General features: G+C 59.2%; 13 protein-coding genes and 1 tRNA gene. 8 read left to right on the forward strand and 6 right to left on the reverse strand.

Translation table 11 applies throughout. The features are described 5' to 3' along the window. Positions 1-58 precede the first annotated feature (58 nt). A tRNA-Cys gene (locus AC07ED_RS09955) sits at positions 59-132 on the forward strand. Between the two features lie 26 nt (positions 133-158). Here AC07ED_RS09955 and AC07ED_RS09960 read toward each other — a convergent pair. The 4 genes from AC07ED_RS09960 to AC07ED_RS09975 form a co-directional block, all read right to left on the reverse strand. Next, entirely contained in the window at positions 159-2,279 is a 2,121-nt protein-coding gene (locus AC07ED_RS09960) for a GumC family protein (protein WP_105235646.1), read from the reverse strand. A gap of 62 nt (positions 2,280-2,341) precedes the next feature. Continuing rightward, positions 2,342-3,061: a metallophosphoesterase gene (locus tag AC07ED_RS09965; protein WP_158664540.1), complete on the reverse strand. Its 720-nt coding sequence runs from the start codon at positions 3,059-3,061 to the stop codon at positions 2,342-2,344. A gap of 29 nt (positions 3,062-3,090) precedes the next feature. Further along, the gene (locus AC07ED_RS09970; protein ID WP_105235648.1) at positions 3,091-4,482 is read right to left on the reverse strand and encodes an O-antigen ligase family protein; all 1,392 of its coding nucleotides are present in this window, start codon (positions 4,480-4,482) and stop codon (positions 3,091-3,093) included. Between the two features lie 12 nt (positions 4,483-4,494). Further along, on the reverse strand, positions 4,495-5,133 hold the full coding sequence (locus AC07ED_RS09975) for a hypothetical protein (RefSeq protein ID WP_158664541.1): 639 nt from the start codon (positions 5,131-5,133) through the stop codon (positions 4,495-4,497). A 245-nt stretch (positions 5,134-5,378) separates the two neighbouring features. On the opposite strand from AC07ED_RS09975, the gene AC07ED_RS09980 reads away from it, so the two are divergent. The 7 genes from AC07ED_RS09980 (at position 5,379) to AC07ED_RS10010 (ending at position 15,266) form a co-directional block, all read left to right on the forward strand. After that, entirely contained in the window at positions 5,379-5,669 is a 291-nt protein-coding gene (locus AC07ED_RS09980; protein ID WP_105235650.1) for a hypothetical protein, read from the forward strand. A 68-nt stretch (positions 5,670-5,737) separates the two neighbouring features. Then, a complete protein-coding gene (locus AC07ED_RS09985) occupies positions 5,738-6,844 on the forward strand; it encodes a THUMP domain-containing class I SAM-dependent RNA methyltransferase (RefSeq protein ID WP_105235651.1) in 1,107 nt (368 codons plus the stop codon). A gap of 153 nt (positions 6,845-6,997) precedes the next feature. Beyond that, entirely contained in the window at positions 6,998-9,190 is a 2,193-nt protein-coding gene (locus tag AC07ED_RS09990; protein ID WP_105235652.1) for an NADP-dependent isocitrate dehydrogenase, read from the forward strand. 271 nt (positions 9,191-9,461) lie between these two features. Further along, positions 9,462-10,502, forward strand: a complete 1,041-nt coding sequence (locus AC07ED_RS09995) for an efflux RND transporter periplasmic adaptor subunit (protein ID WP_105235653.1) — start codon at positions 9,462-9,464, stop codon at positions 10,500-10,502. Beyond that, positions 10,499-11,545 (forward strand): efflux RND transporter periplasmic adaptor subunit, encoded by a 1,047-nt coding sequence (locus AC07ED_RS10000; RefSeq protein ID WP_105235654.1) that lies wholly within the window; start codon positions 10,499-10,501, stop codon positions 11,543-11,545. The genes AC07ED_RS09995 and AC07ED_RS10000 overlap by 4 nt, the downstream gene beginning before the upstream one ends. After that, complete coding sequence (locus AC07ED_RS10005) at positions 11,542-14,586, forward strand: efflux RND transporter permease subunit (RefSeq protein ID WP_105235655.1); 3,045 nt, start codon at positions 11,542-11,544, stop codon at positions 14,584-14,586. Before AC07ED_RS10000 ends, AC07ED_RS10005 begins: the two co-directional genes overlap by 4 nt. Then, positions 14,583-15,266: a TetR/AcrR family transcriptional regulator gene (locus AC07ED_RS10010; RefSeq protein WP_105235656.1), complete on the forward strand. Its 684-nt coding sequence runs from the start codon at positions 14,583-14,585 to the stop codon at positions 15,264-15,266. The genes AC07ED_RS10005 and AC07ED_RS10010 overlap by 4 nt, the downstream gene beginning before the upstream one ends. Before the next feature lie 59 nt (positions 15,267-15,325). Here AC07ED_RS10010 and AC07ED_RS10015 read toward each other — a convergent pair whose 3' ends face one another. Next, positions 15,326-16,864 (reverse strand): tripartite tricarboxylate transporter permease, encoded by a 1,539-nt coding sequence (locus tag AC07ED_RS10015; protein WP_105235657.1) that lies wholly within the window; start codon positions 16,862-16,864, stop codon positions 15,326-15,328. A gap of 9 nt (positions 16,865-16,873) precedes the next feature. After that, on the reverse strand, positions 16,874-17,305 hold the full coding sequence (locus tag AC07ED_RS10020; RefSeq protein ID WP_105236385.1) for a tripartite tricarboxylate transporter TctB family protein: 432 nt from the start codon (positions 17,303-17,305) through the stop codon (positions 16,874-16,876). Positions 17,306-17,339 lie beyond the last annotated feature (34 nt).

Below are 17,339 nucleotides of genomic sequence, written 5' to 3' on the forward strand. Positions count from 1 at the left end.
ACGAAAGCACATGCTTGCACCCCCGAATGAAGTTGTATAGACCACCCACACCACTGGCGGCGAGTTGGCGGAGTGGTGACGCAGCGGATTGCAAATCCGTGTACAGGAGTTCGATTCTCCTACTCGCCTCCACTGGGTATCCCCCTGAAATCTGTGACCTATTTGCCTGCGTAGCCGTAATAGCCGTCGTAGCGGTATGTTTTGTCGCGCCCCTCGTAGCAGTTGAGAACCGTGACCACTTCGGCATCGCTGCGCAATGAGTCGGTCAATTGGTCGAAACTGGTTCGCAGTTCGGATTGTTTGGTGATGCCGTGGCGGACGCAGAGGACCGCACAGTCGGCCAGCGGCGCGATGTAGCGGGCATCGACCACGGGGACCAATGGCGCTGTGTCGATGATAATCACGTCCAAGGCCCCGCGTGCATTGGAGATCAGGTCGCGGAAGGTGGTGGATTGCAGCGGTGCATCGGTCGGGACCATCGACCTCCGACGGCCCATCATCACGCCCAGTGACGACTTCGGATCGGCATCATAGAACGCCTCATCACCATCAACCTCGTCCAAGAGATAGTCGAGGATCCCATGTTTTGGTTCGCAACCAATAAAGCTGTGCTGGCTCGGGTTTCGCAGATCGGCGTCGATCAACAGCGTCTTTTTGCCCGCCGCCGCATAGGTCCGCGCAAGGGCCAACGCGGTGGTCGACTTGCCCTCGGCGGGAACGGAGGAGCACACCATGATCACCTTCCCCTTCCCCGGATCATCAGGGCAAGCGCGATCGACAGCGGCGCGCAGACGACGGAATGACTCCGCGATCAGCGACATCGGCTCATTCACGATTTTATCCGCGACCGTTTTTTGATCGGCAGGCAGCGCCTCACGCGGAATCACTGCGCCGACGCGGGCAGGCAGCAGATTACCCAACTGAATGGCCGAGGTGACGCCGCCGACAAAATATTCATAGGCAAAGGCCAGTGTGATCCCGGCGCCAATCCCCACAAACAGCGCGAGGGCGAGGATCAGTTTCTTATTCGGATAAGACGGTTGGCGCGGCGGCAAGGCTTCGGACACGACACGGCTATCCGCAATCTGCACCAATGCCTGCGTTTCAATTTCGCGCAGCCGCAAAAGCATCGTGTCGTATTGCCGCTGCGCGATCTGCGCCTCTTGTTGCAGACTATAGACTTCGGTCAGCGTTTGCGGGCTGAGCGGACCGGATAGCAATTCGGTCTGCAATTGCGCCCGCAGATCGGATTCGGCTGTCTCATACCCCGTCACACTCGCGTTGAGTTGCGACACAGCACGCGCACCCTCTGTCGCGATCCGCGCCTCTAAATCGGCAAGCCCTGCAGCGAGGTCGATGGCCTCTGCCGTCCCCTCAGCCTTGCCCGCGATTTGACGGGCCAGAACGCTGCGTTGTTCGGTCAACGCAATGAGGGTCGCGTCACCGATTTCATTGGCGAGGGTGTCAAAATCCGACGCCTCCAACGCGGCACGTGCACGTGTTTGCGATTGCAGCAGTTCGACCCGCGTGGCCGCGGCGGCAGTCATCTGATCGCGCAGGTTCTCGACGGCTCGCGATCCAGACTCGGCCATCAACCGATCAAGGTTGTGGTTAACATAGTCCGAAAACGCCCCATCAGTCGCCGCCAATTGCGCCTGCGCCAGATCGAGCTGCGCCCGCAAAATATCGCGCCCCGCCAATGCGTCCTGCACTTTCGCATCAAGCTGCCTACGAATGTAAGTCTGAGCGTGGGCGTTCGCGACCTTAGCCGCGCGGGTCGGATTTTCCGAGGTGAATGACACAGCGACAAGGTAGGTCAGCCCCCGGCGCCGTACCGACATCGCATCGTTAAACCGCCCCAAGGTCGCCTGCACCACCTGCAGCCCCGTCGGCAGCTCTGGCAGTTCAAGCCCAATCGCCTGTTTCGCGCGGTCCGTCAGGCTTAGCGATACGCCGAACTCTTCGGTCAGGTAAAGTTCGGTGTCGCGGATCGTATCGAGCGCGAGGCTACTAGAGCGCAATTTCTCAACCTCGCTTTCCAGCCGCGCATCCGCCATCGTCGCCGCCGCCCGCTGTGTGTCCTGCTGATCGAGCAGACTGCGCCCCGCGGGGTCGACCTCGATCAAGGCCGTCGCGGTATAGAGCGGCACAGCACGGGCCAGAAAGAGAAACGCGAGGGTCAAAAAGACAAAGATCGTGACCCCGATCAGCCGCGCCTGACGCTGCAAGATCGACAGCAGGTCTTTGATATCAATCGTCTCTCGCGGGGGCGTCGTCATTCTGAAAACTCGGCAATTGGGGCGTCAGAACAGGTTTTGGCCCAAATTGTTTTAAATTTGGTTTATTCGGGTTTGGTTGAGAGGAAGGCAGGGCCGCGTTCCCCCGCCAAAAGTCGAACGGCCGTCAAAACGCCCGTTTTATACGCGCCCGTATCAATCGAAATGCGGTTTGGGCGGATACTGGGTTCGTCCTCAATCACATGACCGTGGATCAAAATGCGCTTCGACTTTGCCCGATCAGCCAGAGCGGGATTGCCCCACATGAGGGTCTGCGCGTCCTGCCGCGCGTCAGGTTTATCGAGGTCATAAGACGCGTGGGCAAAGACATAGTCGCCAACGGTCAGCGACAGCGGCAAGCCCATGAGAAAGTCACGATGACCGGGTGGGATTGAGGTCGTCAGCCGATGTTTCAACGTCTTAGTCGGGGTCCTCGCCTCCCCCAGATGCAGCCCATAAGAGGCCAAGGTCTCAGCACCGCCACAGTCCAACCACGCCCGATTGCCCGCCGGATCATCCAGAAATCGACACATCATATCGTCATGGTTTCCACAGAGGGTAACGCGCTTGATCCCCGCGGGATCAGGCGCAAGAAGGTGGTCGATGAGCCCCGACACCCCTGCCGAGCGGTCCACAATATCACCGAGCAAGATCAGCAACTTTAGCCCATCAATCGTCGCGGCGTCCTCTATGATCTGCTGCTCTAACCGCTGATAGAGGTCAAACCGCCCGTGAATATCGCCCACCGCATAGATCGCGGCAGGCATCGTCGGCAGATGCAGCATCCGCCGTCGTGATTTGCGCCAACACCCAATCATCGGCCCCCCGCCCTGCGGAACCGCGCCACGCCCAGCGCGATCAGAGCGACAAAGAGGTAAACGTTCCCCGCGACCTCGAGGCTAAAGTCCCCTAGGGAATGAACCGCTACTGTAACTGTGGCGCCGATTGCGGCCGCTGAGGTCGCGTATCCGTCCGATCTGCGCATCAAATTTCGCCACGCTTTAACGACCGCTATTGCAACAGCGAGCATCGGAAGGCTCCCCGCGATCATGCCCAATTCAACCCAAAGGGCCAGATAAGTATTGTGCGTCCGATCCCAGACTAAGGACGTGTCCAGCATGGGGTCATGGTAAAGCTCGAACGCATCAGGAAAGCCGTCCAACCCAAACCCCAACAAGGGGCGGTGGGCGATCATCCCCATCACTTCGCGATATAGCTCAAACCGATCAATACTACCCGCAACGGTGAGTATCGAGCGATCCAGCACCCCTTGCCCCATAAACAAAAGGATCGCCGATACGGTAACACCACCAAAGACTATAGCACGCCTGATCTGGCCCCGCGTCAGCCGCTTAGCCTTGGACATCATGAGGCCAAAAGTGACTGCGGCGCCCAAGACGGTCGCCATGCTCCCCAACCGCGATTGCGTGGCAATGACCGTGGCCAAAATCACGATCGTCGCCGTCGCCAACGCCACAACATTTAGTTTATGCCGCGACCACGCCGTGGGGCCAGCGGGCATGCGGATCGACGGCGAGAAGGCGCGCCTGGCGGTCAGTGCGATGCCCAACGACACCCCCATTCCGAGGAACGTTGCAAAGGAATTTCGGTTAATGAATGTCCCCGTGGCCGACCCCACGTAGTCCAGTTTGTCGCCCCAAAAGTGGATATCGCCAAAGAACGACAACGCCAAAAGCCCCCAAACGGCATGGGCAAAGAGCCCCCAGAATAACAATGTCGCCATGTGTGTCACCCGCGCGGCGCTATCGACTACGCTGATCAAGAGCCAGAACATCAGCAGATAGCCCGTGATCCGCACGAGCGCGAGAACCGTCGCCGTGCGGTTGATCGTCAGAAAATCGGGCCAGAGGTCGGGCGGCAAAGTCCCTGTCGGATCAAACGGACGCGGCAACAGTTGCAGAACAGCAAAGCCTATTGCGACCACGACGGGCAGAATAATCGCCATCTGCCCCTCGACAGGATCAGCGCGGCCACGGTCGTACATGACCTGGACCACTCCATAGACTAGGCCGAGGACAGCCAAACTCAGCGTCATCAAGAGCCACACAAGCGATCGATCCCCGCCCGCGGCAACCGCAGACAAGAGGACGAGGACGATCAACAGCGGGCCGTAGACCTTTGCCTCCCACGCTCCGCGAGCTGTGCTATGGGACTGCGCCGCGCCAACATCTTCAAAGGTGAACACGATCAGCCCCCATCATCCCTGCGCCGCTTCTTCGGCCAACCGATCCCTAAGCGATTGTAGAAAATCAGCATTTCCCGATTGATCTTGCAGAACAGAGACCAACCAATCGCGCTGATCCGGGTAGTACAGAAAGTAATCGACCAAATAATCGCGATAGCCCGCAGAGCCGAGGATCAGGATCGCGTCCGCCTCATCGCCTTGGTTAAACGGTCTCTCTGCGGCCAGCTGGTAGGCCAAGCCCAGCCGTCGCAGCGCCAAGCCACCCTCATTCGGACCGGTGATCCGTGACAATACTTTGGCATAAACTGCCTCGTCGGTTTCGCCTAACGCGTATAGCGCCGCCGCCCGCGCCTGATGCGCCGCAGACATGGTCGGCACGCTATCCAAAATCGCCTCGGCCCGCGCCAAACATGCCTGAGCGACTCGGGCTCTATCCTGCGGTTCGGCCTCAAGAGCGGCGGTCGAATTCAACCCGTCACAGGACCACATCTGCCCGACCTGCACGAACCGTGACAGCGCGGGCGGAAGGGCGCCATCCCGCGTGGCCTCCTCTAAATCCGCGAAATGGCGAAAGTAGGTAAAGAGGCCAGCATGCTCTGACCGGATCATCGGCAAGGTCACCGCGATCATTCCGACAGAGATAGCGATCAACAAAACTCTGAGCACTGAACATCTTTCCAACAGCGGGGCGCGAGACAAAAACAACCATAGAAGGAATCGCAAACAGAAAAATATCAAGCAAAGACCGCATATTTGGTTAACGCGGGCGATGAATTTCAAAAGCCCCCAAAGGATCAAATTTTAGCTTATTTTTAAGGATTTTCTGACACTGAACGGTTTGAGAAAATCCAAAATTCGTGCGACAACAGGGTCAGCTTAGTGTTCAGGAGTGTGAAATGCGTTTAGTTATGATCAGTGCAATTATCGCCTTATTTTTCGCCTCTGGTGCGCAGGCAAAGAGCTTTTCCAGCCAGTCGAACCGCGGGTATCTCGTGAGTGCCATGTTGCAGCAGTCGAATCGCCATAAGGTTGTGACGCCTGTTCGCGAAATTATGCGATCCTATGGTCGGGATTGGGATGATGATCGGGGCCGATCGAACAATCGCGGGAACCATTACGGACGTGACGATGATCACGGTCCGCGTTTCCCTGTCCCACGTCGTCCGCGCAATTGCAGCCCCCATTAACCATCGGCAACGATCTCGCGATACGCTTGCCTCTCGCGCGGCGGTGGTTTTCCCGATAAAGACGCCGCATGACCGATTTAGACATCTTCCTTTCCGTTGCCCCTGGCCTTGAAACAGTCCTCGCTGAAGAAGCGATAGCCGCGGGCTTTGCCGATCCCGTCACCAGCATGGGCGGGGTGAGTTTTCGCGGAACATGGGCGGATGTCTGGCGTGCAAACCTGCAACTGCGCGGGGCCGCGCGGGTTCTGGTGCGGATCGGGTCGTTTCGAGTGATGCACCTTGCCCAGCTCGACAAACGGGCGCGGAAATTCCCTTGGGGCGATGTGCTGCGCAAGGATGTCCCGCTCAAGGTCGAAGTCACCTGCCGCAAGTCCAAGATTTACCACGACAAAGCCGCCCGCCAACGGATCGAATCCGCCCTGACCGAGGACTTTGGCGCGACGCTGGCCGAGGACGCCCCGATCACCGTTAAGGTTCGGATCGAGGACGACCTTTGCACGATCAGCATCGATACCTCGGGCGAAAGCCTACACAAACGCGGCCACAAGTCCTTTGTCGGTAAGGCGCCGATGCGTGAAAACCTTGCTGCACTGTTCCTGAGGCAAATGGGCTATGACGGGACCGAGCCTGTGGTGGACCCGATGTGCGGCTCTGGCACCTTTGTGATTGAGGCGGCGCAAATCGCGGCGGGCCTGATCCCTGGGCGTGATCGCAGCTTTGCTTTTGAACTGCTGTCGAATTTCGACGCTGCGGCATGGGATGCGATGCGCGCGACGACGCCGACGGAACGGCCTGCGCTGACCTTCTACGGGTCGGACCGCGATGCTGGTGCCGTCAAAGGCGCCAAGGAAAACGCCGAGCGCGCGGGCGTGGCCGATGTAGTCACCTTTGCCAACCACGCAGTCAGCGACCTGCCTTGCCCCGACGGGCCAAAGGGCATCGTGATCGTGAACCCGCCCTACGGCGCCCGCATCGGCAATAAGAAACTGCTTTATGCAGTCTATGGGGCCTTGGGCAAAACGCTTCTGGAACGGTTCAGCGGTTGGCGCGTCGGGATCATCACCTCGGAACCCGCTCTCGCCCATACAACGGGGCTGAAATTCCTGCCGGAAAACAAACCCGTGTCGCATGGCGGGTTGCGTATTCAGTTGTGGCAAACCGCGCCCCTGCCCTAAGCGCGACAATACGCCCGCCAAAAATCGTTCGGTATACAATGGCACACATTGACTTGAGTGCCTTTGTTTATTAAGCGGAACGCAATCGCACGGGCGTTCTGCGCCTTTGTATTTTTGCCCTACGCGCCAGCGACAACAGCGGAGAAGCGACCCATGGCCAACACCCCCGACATTATCTACACCACCGTAGACGAAGCCCCCGAATTGGCGAGCGCATCGCTCTTGCCGATCATTCGGTCGTTTGCTGGCGCTGCCGGCATCACCGTTGAAACCCGCAATATCTCGGTCGCGGCCCGTATCCTGTCGGCGTTCCCTGAGTTCCTGACCGAAGAGCAGCGCGTCAATGACGACCTTGCGGAGCTTGGCGAACTGGTGAAAACACCCGAAGCAAACGTCATCAAACTGCCGAACGTGTCCGCATCGGTTCCGCAGCTCGTTGCAGCGATCAAAGAACTTCAGGGCCAAGGCTACGCGATCCCAGCCTACCCGACCGATCCGCAGTCGGACGAAGAAAAGCAAATTCAGGCACGTTACGACGCGATTAAGGGCTCTGCTGTGAACCCTGTTCTGCGCGAAGGTAACTCTGACCGTCGCTCGGCGAAGGCTGTTAAAGAATACGCAAAGGCCAATCCGCATTCGATGGGCGAATGGAAATCGACCTCGAAAACCTGCGTTGCGTCGATGCCGGGCAATGATTTCTTTGCCAATGAAACCTCGACCACGATCACCGCAGCCCAAGCTGGCGGCGCGAAAATCGTTCACACTGCAGAAGACGGCACCGAGACCGTTCTGAAATCGGGCCTGAAGTACCAAGAGGGCGAAATCGTCGACGCGACCTTTATGTCGGCATCTGCCCTGCGTGAGTTCGTAAAGGCAGAGATCGACAGCATGGAACCGGGTGTTCTGTTCTCGGTCCACCTGAAAGCTACCATGATGAAGGTCTCGGACCCGATCATCTTTGGTCATTTCGTATCGGTTTACCTCGAAGACTTCATCGCGAAGCACGGCGCGAAACTGGACGCTCTGGGCTGGAACCCGAACGGCGGCATCGGCGATCTGGAAAAACTGATCGCTGGCGATGCAGAGCTGCAAGCCGACCTCAAGGCGACCCTCGCTGCACGTCCTGCGATGTATATGGTCGACAGCGACAAAGGCATCACCAACCTGCACGTGCCGTCCGACGTGATCATCGACGCGTCCATGCCGGCTGTGATCCGCGCTGGCGGCATCGGCTGGGGTCCTGACGGCAAAGCGGCTGACACAAAATGCTGCATTCCGGACAACTCCTATGCAGGCGTCTACGACGAGACCATCAACTACTTCAAAGAGACTGGCAAACTGGACGTCACGACCTGTGGCGCTGTGTCCAACGTTGGCCTGATGGCGCAAAAAGCCGAAGAATACGGCTCGCACCCGACCACCTTTGAAATCGCGACTAAAGGCACCGTGCGTATCGTTCTCGACAACGGCGACGTGATCTCTGAGCACGCTGTTGAAAAAGGCGACATCTGGCGTTCGGCAACCGCGAAAAAAGCACCGATCATGGACTGGATCCAACTCGCGATCCGCCGCACCAAGGCAACTGGTCTGGCTGCGTTCTGGCTCGATGCGAACCGCGCACACGATGCTGAACTGATCAAATACGTTGTGCCTGCGCTCAAAGAAGCTGGCATCGACATTCCGATCATGGCACCGCGTGAAGCGACCCGCTTTACCCTCGTGGAAATGCGCAAAGGCAACGACGTTGTCACCATCACCGGCAACGTTCTGCGCGACTATCTGACCGACCTCTTCCCGATCCTCGAACTGGGCACCTCGGCTAAGATGCTGTCGATCGTATCCCTGATGCAGGGCGGCGGTCTGTTTGAAACAGGCGCTGGTGGTTCGGCTCCGAAACACGTTCAGCAGCTGATGGAAGAAAACCACCTGCGTTGGGACAGCCTCGGCGAATTCTGTGCGCTGGGTGAATCGTTTAAGTTCCTCGCCGACAAAGGCATGGCTAAGGCTGGCGTCATCGGTGCTGCGATTGAGGATGCGACCCAGAAGGTTCTCGAGAACAACAACTCGCCAGAGCGTAAAGTTGGTCAAGCTGACAACCGTTCGTCGCACTACTGGTTCGCACGTTACTGGGCTGACGCGATGGCGGCACAGTCGGACGATGCCGACCTTGCAGCGCATTTCGCACCGATCGCTAAGGCGCTGGCCGACGGCGAAGCAGCGATTCTCGCGGAACTGAAAGCCGGCGAAGGCAAGCCAGTTGATCTGGGTGGCTACTACCATGCAGACGTAGCCAAGGTCGCAGCGGTGATGCGCCCCTCGGCAACGCTGAACGCCATCATCGGCTAATCCAGATTGAAATAGTGATAGAAGGGCGGGGTTTTCCCCGCCCTTTTTCGTTCGTCAAGTTGGAAAAGTAGAATCAACATTCCACTAACTACCCCCTGATATTCCCCCTCGAACGACCGTCACGGTGCATTAGCACGGTCGTAAACTTTCTTTGGCATGATCGACTCGAACGGCCTCTGTCGCCCTGACTTTGGCCCCGCCAAAATTTAAATTTGACACCAGTGTCATTTTGACATTTCTGTCAATTAACTTGAATTCCGAGTCGGATCACATGCGATTTCTTTCCCCCCTCCTGTTTCTGACAGCGCTCGCTGGCCCTGCATTGGCAGAGCCGCCCTTGCTGGTCGAAATTGTCACCGCTGAACAATCCTCCCCCACGCGCGACTACACGCTGGTCGGGATCGTTGAGGCGCAAAACAGCTACCCCGCGTCCTTTCGGTTGGGCGGTTTGATCACCGATATTTTCGCGGACGTGGGCGATCATGTGGCCGCAGGCGCAGAGATCGCCCGCCTCGACGCTACCACCGCGCAGGCCCAGCGCGATGCGGCACAGGCGACGCTGGAGGCCGTCGCGGCGCGCCTCAAACAGGCGGAACAATCGCGGGACCGTGTTGAGGCGTCCCTGTCCCGTGGCACCGCGACCCAAGCCGATCTGGACGAAGCCGTGCAATCCTTTCTCAGCGCGCAGTCGTCTTACCGGCAGGCGCAAACCCAGCTGGACAAGGCTCAGCAAGGGCTCGATGACACCACGCTCCACGCGATTGAGGATGTGATCGTCACCGAACGCAACGCCGAGCCTGGCGAAATCGTCGGCGCAGGCGCATCGGTCCTCGAACTGGCGACCGACGGACGGCTCGACGCGAAATTCTATGTGCCCGACATCGCCAACCTAAACTCTGTTATCGGCCTTCCCGTTGCGATCACGCCGATTGATGGCGGCGAGACAATCATCGCGTTTGTAGCCGAAGTCTCCCCCGTGGTGAGCGTTGCAGGCACCGTTGAAATGACCGCGCATTTGCCGAACGACACCGACCTGCCCTTGGGCGGATTGGTCGAGGCGCGTGTGACCTTGGACAGCGACCCCGTCATCACCCTCCCCGCTGACGCGCTGTTCGTCACCGCAAACGGCCCCGCGGTTTGGGTCGTTGACCCCGCCACCATGACCGTTAGCCCTCGCGCTATCACCGTCGCCAGCTACCGCGAGGCAGAGATCGCCATTTCGGACGGCATCACGGCTGGCGAACAGATCGTTGGCGCAGGCTCGCAAGTCCTCTATGCGGGCCGCGAAGTTTATACGGAGGCGCAACAATGACCCGTTTTGCCCTGATCCTCGCGCTCTTTGCCGCGACACCAATTCTGGCCCAAGACGCCACCCCACGCCCCGTCGTGACCGAAATCGTCAGCGCTGATATCGCCAGCCACCGCGCCTTTACGGGCCTGATTGAGCCGCGCACCGAAACCGACCTCGCGTTCCGCGTGGGCGGTCGTTTGGCGACCCTTTCGGTCGATGTGGGGGACCGCGTGGTCAAAGGGGCGGTTCTGGCCGAACTTGACCAGATCACGCTTCAACAGGATTTCCTCGCCGCAACCGCTGGCGTGGATTCCGCCCGTGCCGCCGCCGACCTCGCGCAGAGCCAGTTTGACCGCGCGACCGAACTTGCCGCGCGTGGCGTCTATTCCGATGCCCAGCTCGAAGCGATCAGCGCCAATAATGACGCGGCCATCGCGCAGTTGGAAAACGCGAATGCCACCCTCCGCCAAGCGACCGAGGCCGCACAATACGGCCAGTTGACCGCGCCCTATGACGGCATCGTCTTGGCCCGCAAGGTCGAGGTCGGATCGACCGTCAACGCAGGGGCCGCGATTCTGACGCTGTCAGATCTGTCGGGCCTTGAGGCCGTGATCGACATGCCGACCGCGATCCTCGACTTGCTGCCCGATGACGCGATGTTCGACATCCAGCACCACACCAGCGGCATCGCCCCTGTCACCGCGCAACTGCGTTTAGTTGATCCAGTGGCCGAAGGCCGTCTGGACACCCGCCGCCTGCGTCTGACGCTGATCGATCCGCCCGAGGATTACCGCATCGGGGCCTTGGTCACAGCGGCCCCTCTGGGCGACAACGCGCCCTTTGTCACGCTGCCGACCAATGCGATTTTGGACCGTGACAGCACCTTTGGCGTTTGGGCCGTCACCACGCCCGACCGCAGCGTTCACTTTACCCCCGTCACGCAGGGCGCCGAACTGGGCGATCGCACCGTGATCACCCAAGGCGTTCGCATTGGCGACGAAATTATCACCCGTGGCGTTCATGCCCTGACCGAAGGCCAGATCGTCGGAGACCGCATCGAATGAAAAGCTTTAACCTCTCTGATTGGGCGCTCCGCCATAAGTCCTTTGTCTGGTTTCTGATGATCATGTCATTGGTCGCAGGTCTGGTGTCCTACAATTCGATGGGCCGCGAAGAGGACCCGTCGTTTACCATCCGCACAATGGTCATCACGGGCGTTATGCCCGGTGCCACTGCCGAAGAAACCCTGACCCAAGTCACCGACCGCATCGAACGCAAGCTCGAAGAGTTGGACAGCCTCGATAGCACCCGTTCGGTCACCTACGCGGGCCGCGCGATTGTCTATGTGGACCTTCTCGATACGGTGCGCGGACGCGACATTGATCAATCGTGGACCCGTGTTCGCGCGATGATGTCCGACATTCGCGGCGATTTTCCTGCGGAATTTCAGGGCTTCCACTTCAACGACAGCTTTGGCGATGTGTTTGGCAACGTCTACGCCTTCACCTGGGACGGTTTCGCGCCCGAGGACGTGAAGGCCTATGTTGAGGACATCGCGGATGAGGTGCAGCTTTTGGATGCTGCGGGGCGTGTCGATCTGATCGGCACCCGCGATCAGGCGATCTTTATCGAGTTTTCACACTCCCGCCTTGCCGCTCTGGGCCTAGATGCGCAGACCGTGCTGAACACGCTGGCAACCCAAAACAAAATCGTGCCCTCAGGCACCATTCACACGCCCCAAGAGCGCATCAAAATCCGCGTCTCTGGTCAGTTCAACACGGCGGACGAGCTGGCGAATGCGCCGCTGCGGTCGGGCGATACGTTCTTTACCTTGGCCGACGTTGCGACCGTCACTGCGGGCTACGACGATCCGCCGTCGAAACTGTTCCGCTACAACGGGCAGGACGCGATTGGCCTGATCATCGGGATGCGCGAAGGCCAGAACATTCTGAACTTTGGTGAAGAGCTAAAGGCCCTCATGGCAGAGGTGCAAACCCGTCTGCCCATCGGGATCGAGGTTAATTTGGTCGCCGACCAGCCCAAGGTCGTTGAGGAATCCGTCGGTCACTTTGTCAAAGCCCTGATCGAGGCGGTGGTGATCGTTCTCGCTGTAAGCTTTATCTCTCTCGGTATTCGGGCGGGTCTGGTGGTGACGTTGGCGATCCCTCTCGTTCTTGCCATGACCTTTGTCATTTTGGACGCGATGGGGATCACGCTTCAGCGGATTTCGCTCGGCGCGTTGATTATCGCGCTCGGCCTTTTGGTCGATGACGCAATGATCGCGATTGAAACCATGATTTCGCGACTCGAACTGGGCGAAAGCCTGAGCAAGGCCGCGTCTTATGCGTGGACCTCTATCGCGTTTCCGATGTTGACGGGGACCTTGATCACCACGGCGGGCTTTATCCCGATCGGCCTAAACGGGTCGAGCGCGGGTGAGTTCACCAACTCCCTCTTCTGGGTGATCGCGATCTCGCTCCTCCTGAGCTGGGTGGTCGCGGTACTCTTTGCGCCCGTGCTGGGCGTAGCGTTCCTGCCGAAACAGTTGAAGCACCACAAAACCGAGGCAGGCCGTCTGCGCAGGTCATTCCGTGCGATCCTCGTTCAAGCGATGCGGTTCAAGTGGGTGACACTGGCCACGACCATCGGGATTTTCGTGATTTCGGTCATGGGGATGCAGTTCGTCGAACAGCAGTTCTTCCCCACGGGCGACCGTCCTGAGGTGGTTGTGGATGTGACCATGCGCCAGAACGTCAGCTTTGACGCGACCAACCGCGAGGTTGCTGCGTTCGAGGCGTGGCTGGCCGATCAAGAGGGCATTGATTATTGGACCGCCTATGTGGGCGAAGGTGCGCCGCGCTTTGTTCTGACGTTGAACAGCCCGCCGTCCGCCCCGTCGACCGGACAGATCATCATTCAGACCAAAGGCATCGCAGAGCGCGATAGCCTGATCGCTGCGGTGAACGCCTATTCCGATGCCCGCGTGGGCGTCGAATTCTTCCCGACCTCTATCGCGCTCGGGCCGCCAGTGGGCAAACCCGTGCAATATCGCGTCTCTGGCGAGGATTACGCTGTACTGCGTGATGAGGCGCGTAAGCTGGCGTCGCTCCTGTCCACCGATGACCGTCTGCGGGCGATCAGCCTCGATTGGAACGAACCGACCCGCGTGGTTCGCGTCGATCTGGATCAGACCCGTTTGCGCCAATTGGGCCTGACCCAATCCGATGTCGCGGGCGTGTTGTCGAGCCTTTACGAGGGCACGACAATCACCCAATTGCGTGATGATACTGCGCTGATCGACGTGGTGGCCCGTGGTGCCGAAGAGGACCGCACCACCCTGCGGGCGTTGGAAAACCTTCAGGTGACGACGGCGGGCGGGACGCTCATTCCGCTGGCGTCGATTGCGCGTCTGGATTGGACGACCGAGGCCCCCGTCATCAAACAAGAGGGCCGCGTGCCGACGATCACGGTCGTTGCTGCGATCACCACCGATGACCAGCCCGCAACCATCGTCAACGACCTCGCCGATCAGATCGACGCCTTCCGCGCTGATTTGCCGAACGGCTACAAGGTCGAGGTTGGCGGCCCCGTGGAATCGAGCGCGGAAAGTCAGGCCCCGATTGCGGCTGTTGTGCCGTTGATGCTGATCATCTTCTTGTTCCTCGTGATGGTGCAGGTGCAGAGCTTCCGACTGATGTTCGTGGTTCTGGCCGTCGCTCCGCTGGGTCTGATTGGTGTTGTCGTCGCCTTGCTAAGTTCGGGCGCACCATTGGGCTTTGTCGCGATCTTGGGCGTTTTGGCCTTGGTCGGAATTTTGATCCGCAACTCGATCATTCTGGTTCAAGCGATCGAAGACCTGCGGGCCGAGGGCAAATCCCGCTGGGATGCGGTGTATGAGGCGTCAGATAGCCGTGCGCGTCCGATCCTCTTGACTGCGGCGGCGGCATCGCTGGCGCTGATCCCGATCTCGCACCAGATTTTCTGGGGGCCGATGGCCTATGCGATGATGGGCGGGATTATTGCGGGGACGTTGATCACACTGCTCTTTGCACCCGCGCTATATTGTGCTGTCTTTGGAGTCAAAGCCCCCAAGGAGGCCGCATGAGCCCGCTGAAACGCTGCATTGACCATCGAACACTCGTCGCGAAAAAGCGGCGGGTGCAGATGCGTAAACGGCTGATCGAGGCCGCGACGCTGGTCTTTGCTGAACGCGGGCCAGAGGCCACGTTGATCGACCATATCATCCACGAGGCGCGCGTTTCGCGGGGCAGTTTCTATAACTACTTCCGCTCTATCGACGAGCTGTTGGAAGAGGCGAAGTTCAACCTCGCCGAAGAGATCATCTCGGTCGTATCATCTACCGCCAGCAAAGAGACTGACCCCGCCGTGGCTCTGTCCTACGGGCTGAATTGGTTTATTCGGATCGCAATGGAATATCCGCTCTATTTGGATTTCACCGCGAAACTCGGCACCCGTGGGTTGGGTCAAGGCAGCATGATGCGCGAAACCACCCCGCCGATCATCCGCATGGGGATTGAGACGGGGCGGTTCTGCGCAATGTCCGAACAAACGGCGGCGGACATCTTAGAGACAACAGGCCTCGCTATTTTGCGGCGGTTGTTGGCAGGGGAAACGGTCGACCTGCCGTCCTATGCGGCAGCGATTTTGCGGATGTTGGGGATTGCCCCTGATGAAGCCGCAGAGATCGCAGCGCGGCCTGTGCCCGACATCACGGTGCCCGACGATCTGCTGATCGCACGCAGCGCGGGGCGTTCTACCCCCTAAAACGAAAAAGGCCGGCGTCGTGATGACACCGGCCTTTGGTCTATTCAGGGAGGGCGGGATCAGTCGCTGATCGCGCCTTCTTCGTCACGGCGTTCGTGCATACCCTTTTTCACTTTAGCACCGATGATCAGAGGCAGGATGAAGCCGATGATCGCAATGGCCCAGAGGAACAGCGCAAGTGGGCTGTCGATCAGGGTGAACCAGTCGCCGTTGTCGATGGTGATCGCGCGGCGGAGGTTGTTCTCCATCGCGTTACCGAGGAGCGTTCCGAGGATGATCGGCACAAGCGGCACGTCGAATTTACGCAGGATCCAGCCCATGACGCCAAAGGCAATCATCACCATGAGGTCAAAGGTCGAACCCGAAATCCCGTAGATCCCGACAAAGCTAACCATTGCAACGATCGGCATCAGGATACGTGGCGGGATCAGCAAGAGCCGTGTGAAGAGGCCCACCATCGGGATGTTCATCGCCAAGAGCATAAAGTTCGCGATGAAGAGTGCTGCGATCAGGCCCCAAACCACGTCAGGGTTCTGGGTGAACAACAGCGGACCCGGCGTGATGTTGAGCGACAGAAGCACGGCCAAGAGAACCGCCGTTGTGCCCGACCCTGGAACGCCCAGCGCCAGCATCGGAACCAGCGCACCACCAGCGGCAGCGTTGTTGCCAGCCTCAGGTGCTGCAACACCGCGCGGATCGCCCGTGCCAAAGGTGCCTTCTTTGTCGACCAGACGCTTTTCCATCGAATAGCTGATGAACGACCCCAGCGACGCACCCGCACCTGGCAGAACACCTGCGAGGAAGCCAAGGAACGAGGTCCGCAGCATCGTCGGCGTGCATTGTTTGATCATCGCCCAAGGCGGTGTCAGACGACCGATTTCCAGCTTGTGGCCCGAGCCGCTGGCTTCGCCGTGGCGGGTTTCAAGGAAGATGAATACTTCGGACAGAGCAAAGAGGCCAACAATCGCCACGAGGAAGTCGAGACCGTCGTAGAGGTGCACTTCGCCAAAGGTAAAGCGCGGCACGCCCGTTTGCGTATCCACACCGATCATTGCCAGCCCAAGGCCAAGCGCCGCAGCAAAGGCCGATTTCGCTTGGTTCGTGGAGGAAACGCCCCCAAGCGTCATGAAGGCCAAGGCGAAGAGCGCAAAGTATTCGGCAGGTCCGAACAGGAGCGCGATTTTCACCAGCTGCGGCGCGAGGAGGATCAGACCCCAAGTGGCGAGGAAAGCGCCAACAAAGGATGCAATGCCTGAGAGCGAGAGAGCTTCGCCCGCCATGCCCTTCTTCGCCATCGGATAGCCGTCGAGACAGGTCATCATCGCGGGTTCATCACCCGGAATGTTGAGAAGGATCGACGAAATACGGCCGCCATACATCGCGCCGTAATAGACCGAGGTCAAAAGGATCAGCGAAGGTGTCGCGCCAAGTCCAAGAGTGAAGGCCAGCGGGATGAGGATCGCCACGCCGTTCGACGGCCCAAGGCCTGGCAGCGCACCCATCACGGTGCCCAAGAAGCAGCCCAACAGCGCGAGGCCGATGTTCTGCCATGTCAGCGCGATGGCAAAACCATCGCCGAGGTTTGCGAGAAGTTCCATGCTGCCCTCTTAGAAACCGAAGGGACCGCGCGCGAGCGACAGGCCGAGAATGAGGTGAAACACCGCGTAAATACCCACAGAGGTGCCGACACCTGTCAGGATCGAACCGAGGACCGAAGCCCCCAGACGCCACGACAGATAGGCCGCTGCAAATGCGGTCGCGATGACAAAGCCCAGCTCTGGCAGCAGTTGTGCGTAGAGGAGCATGACGACAACAGAAGCGCCAACTTCGACCAGACGGCCCAAGGCTGGCCATGCGGGTTCAGGATCGGGACGGAACGCGATGACCGCGCTCGACAGACCGAGGATCGTTGCGATGATCAGAGGAAAAGCTTTGGGACCAACAGCGTCGGATAGGAAACTTTCTTGGATCGCGAATGCAGAAATAGCAAAACCGATGGACAGAAGAATTCCGACGACGCCAAAAATACGATCGCTCATTGGGATCTCCATTTTGGGGCGGATGGTGTAATGT

It is taken from the genome of Aestuarium zhoushanense, from assembly GCF_056431045.1.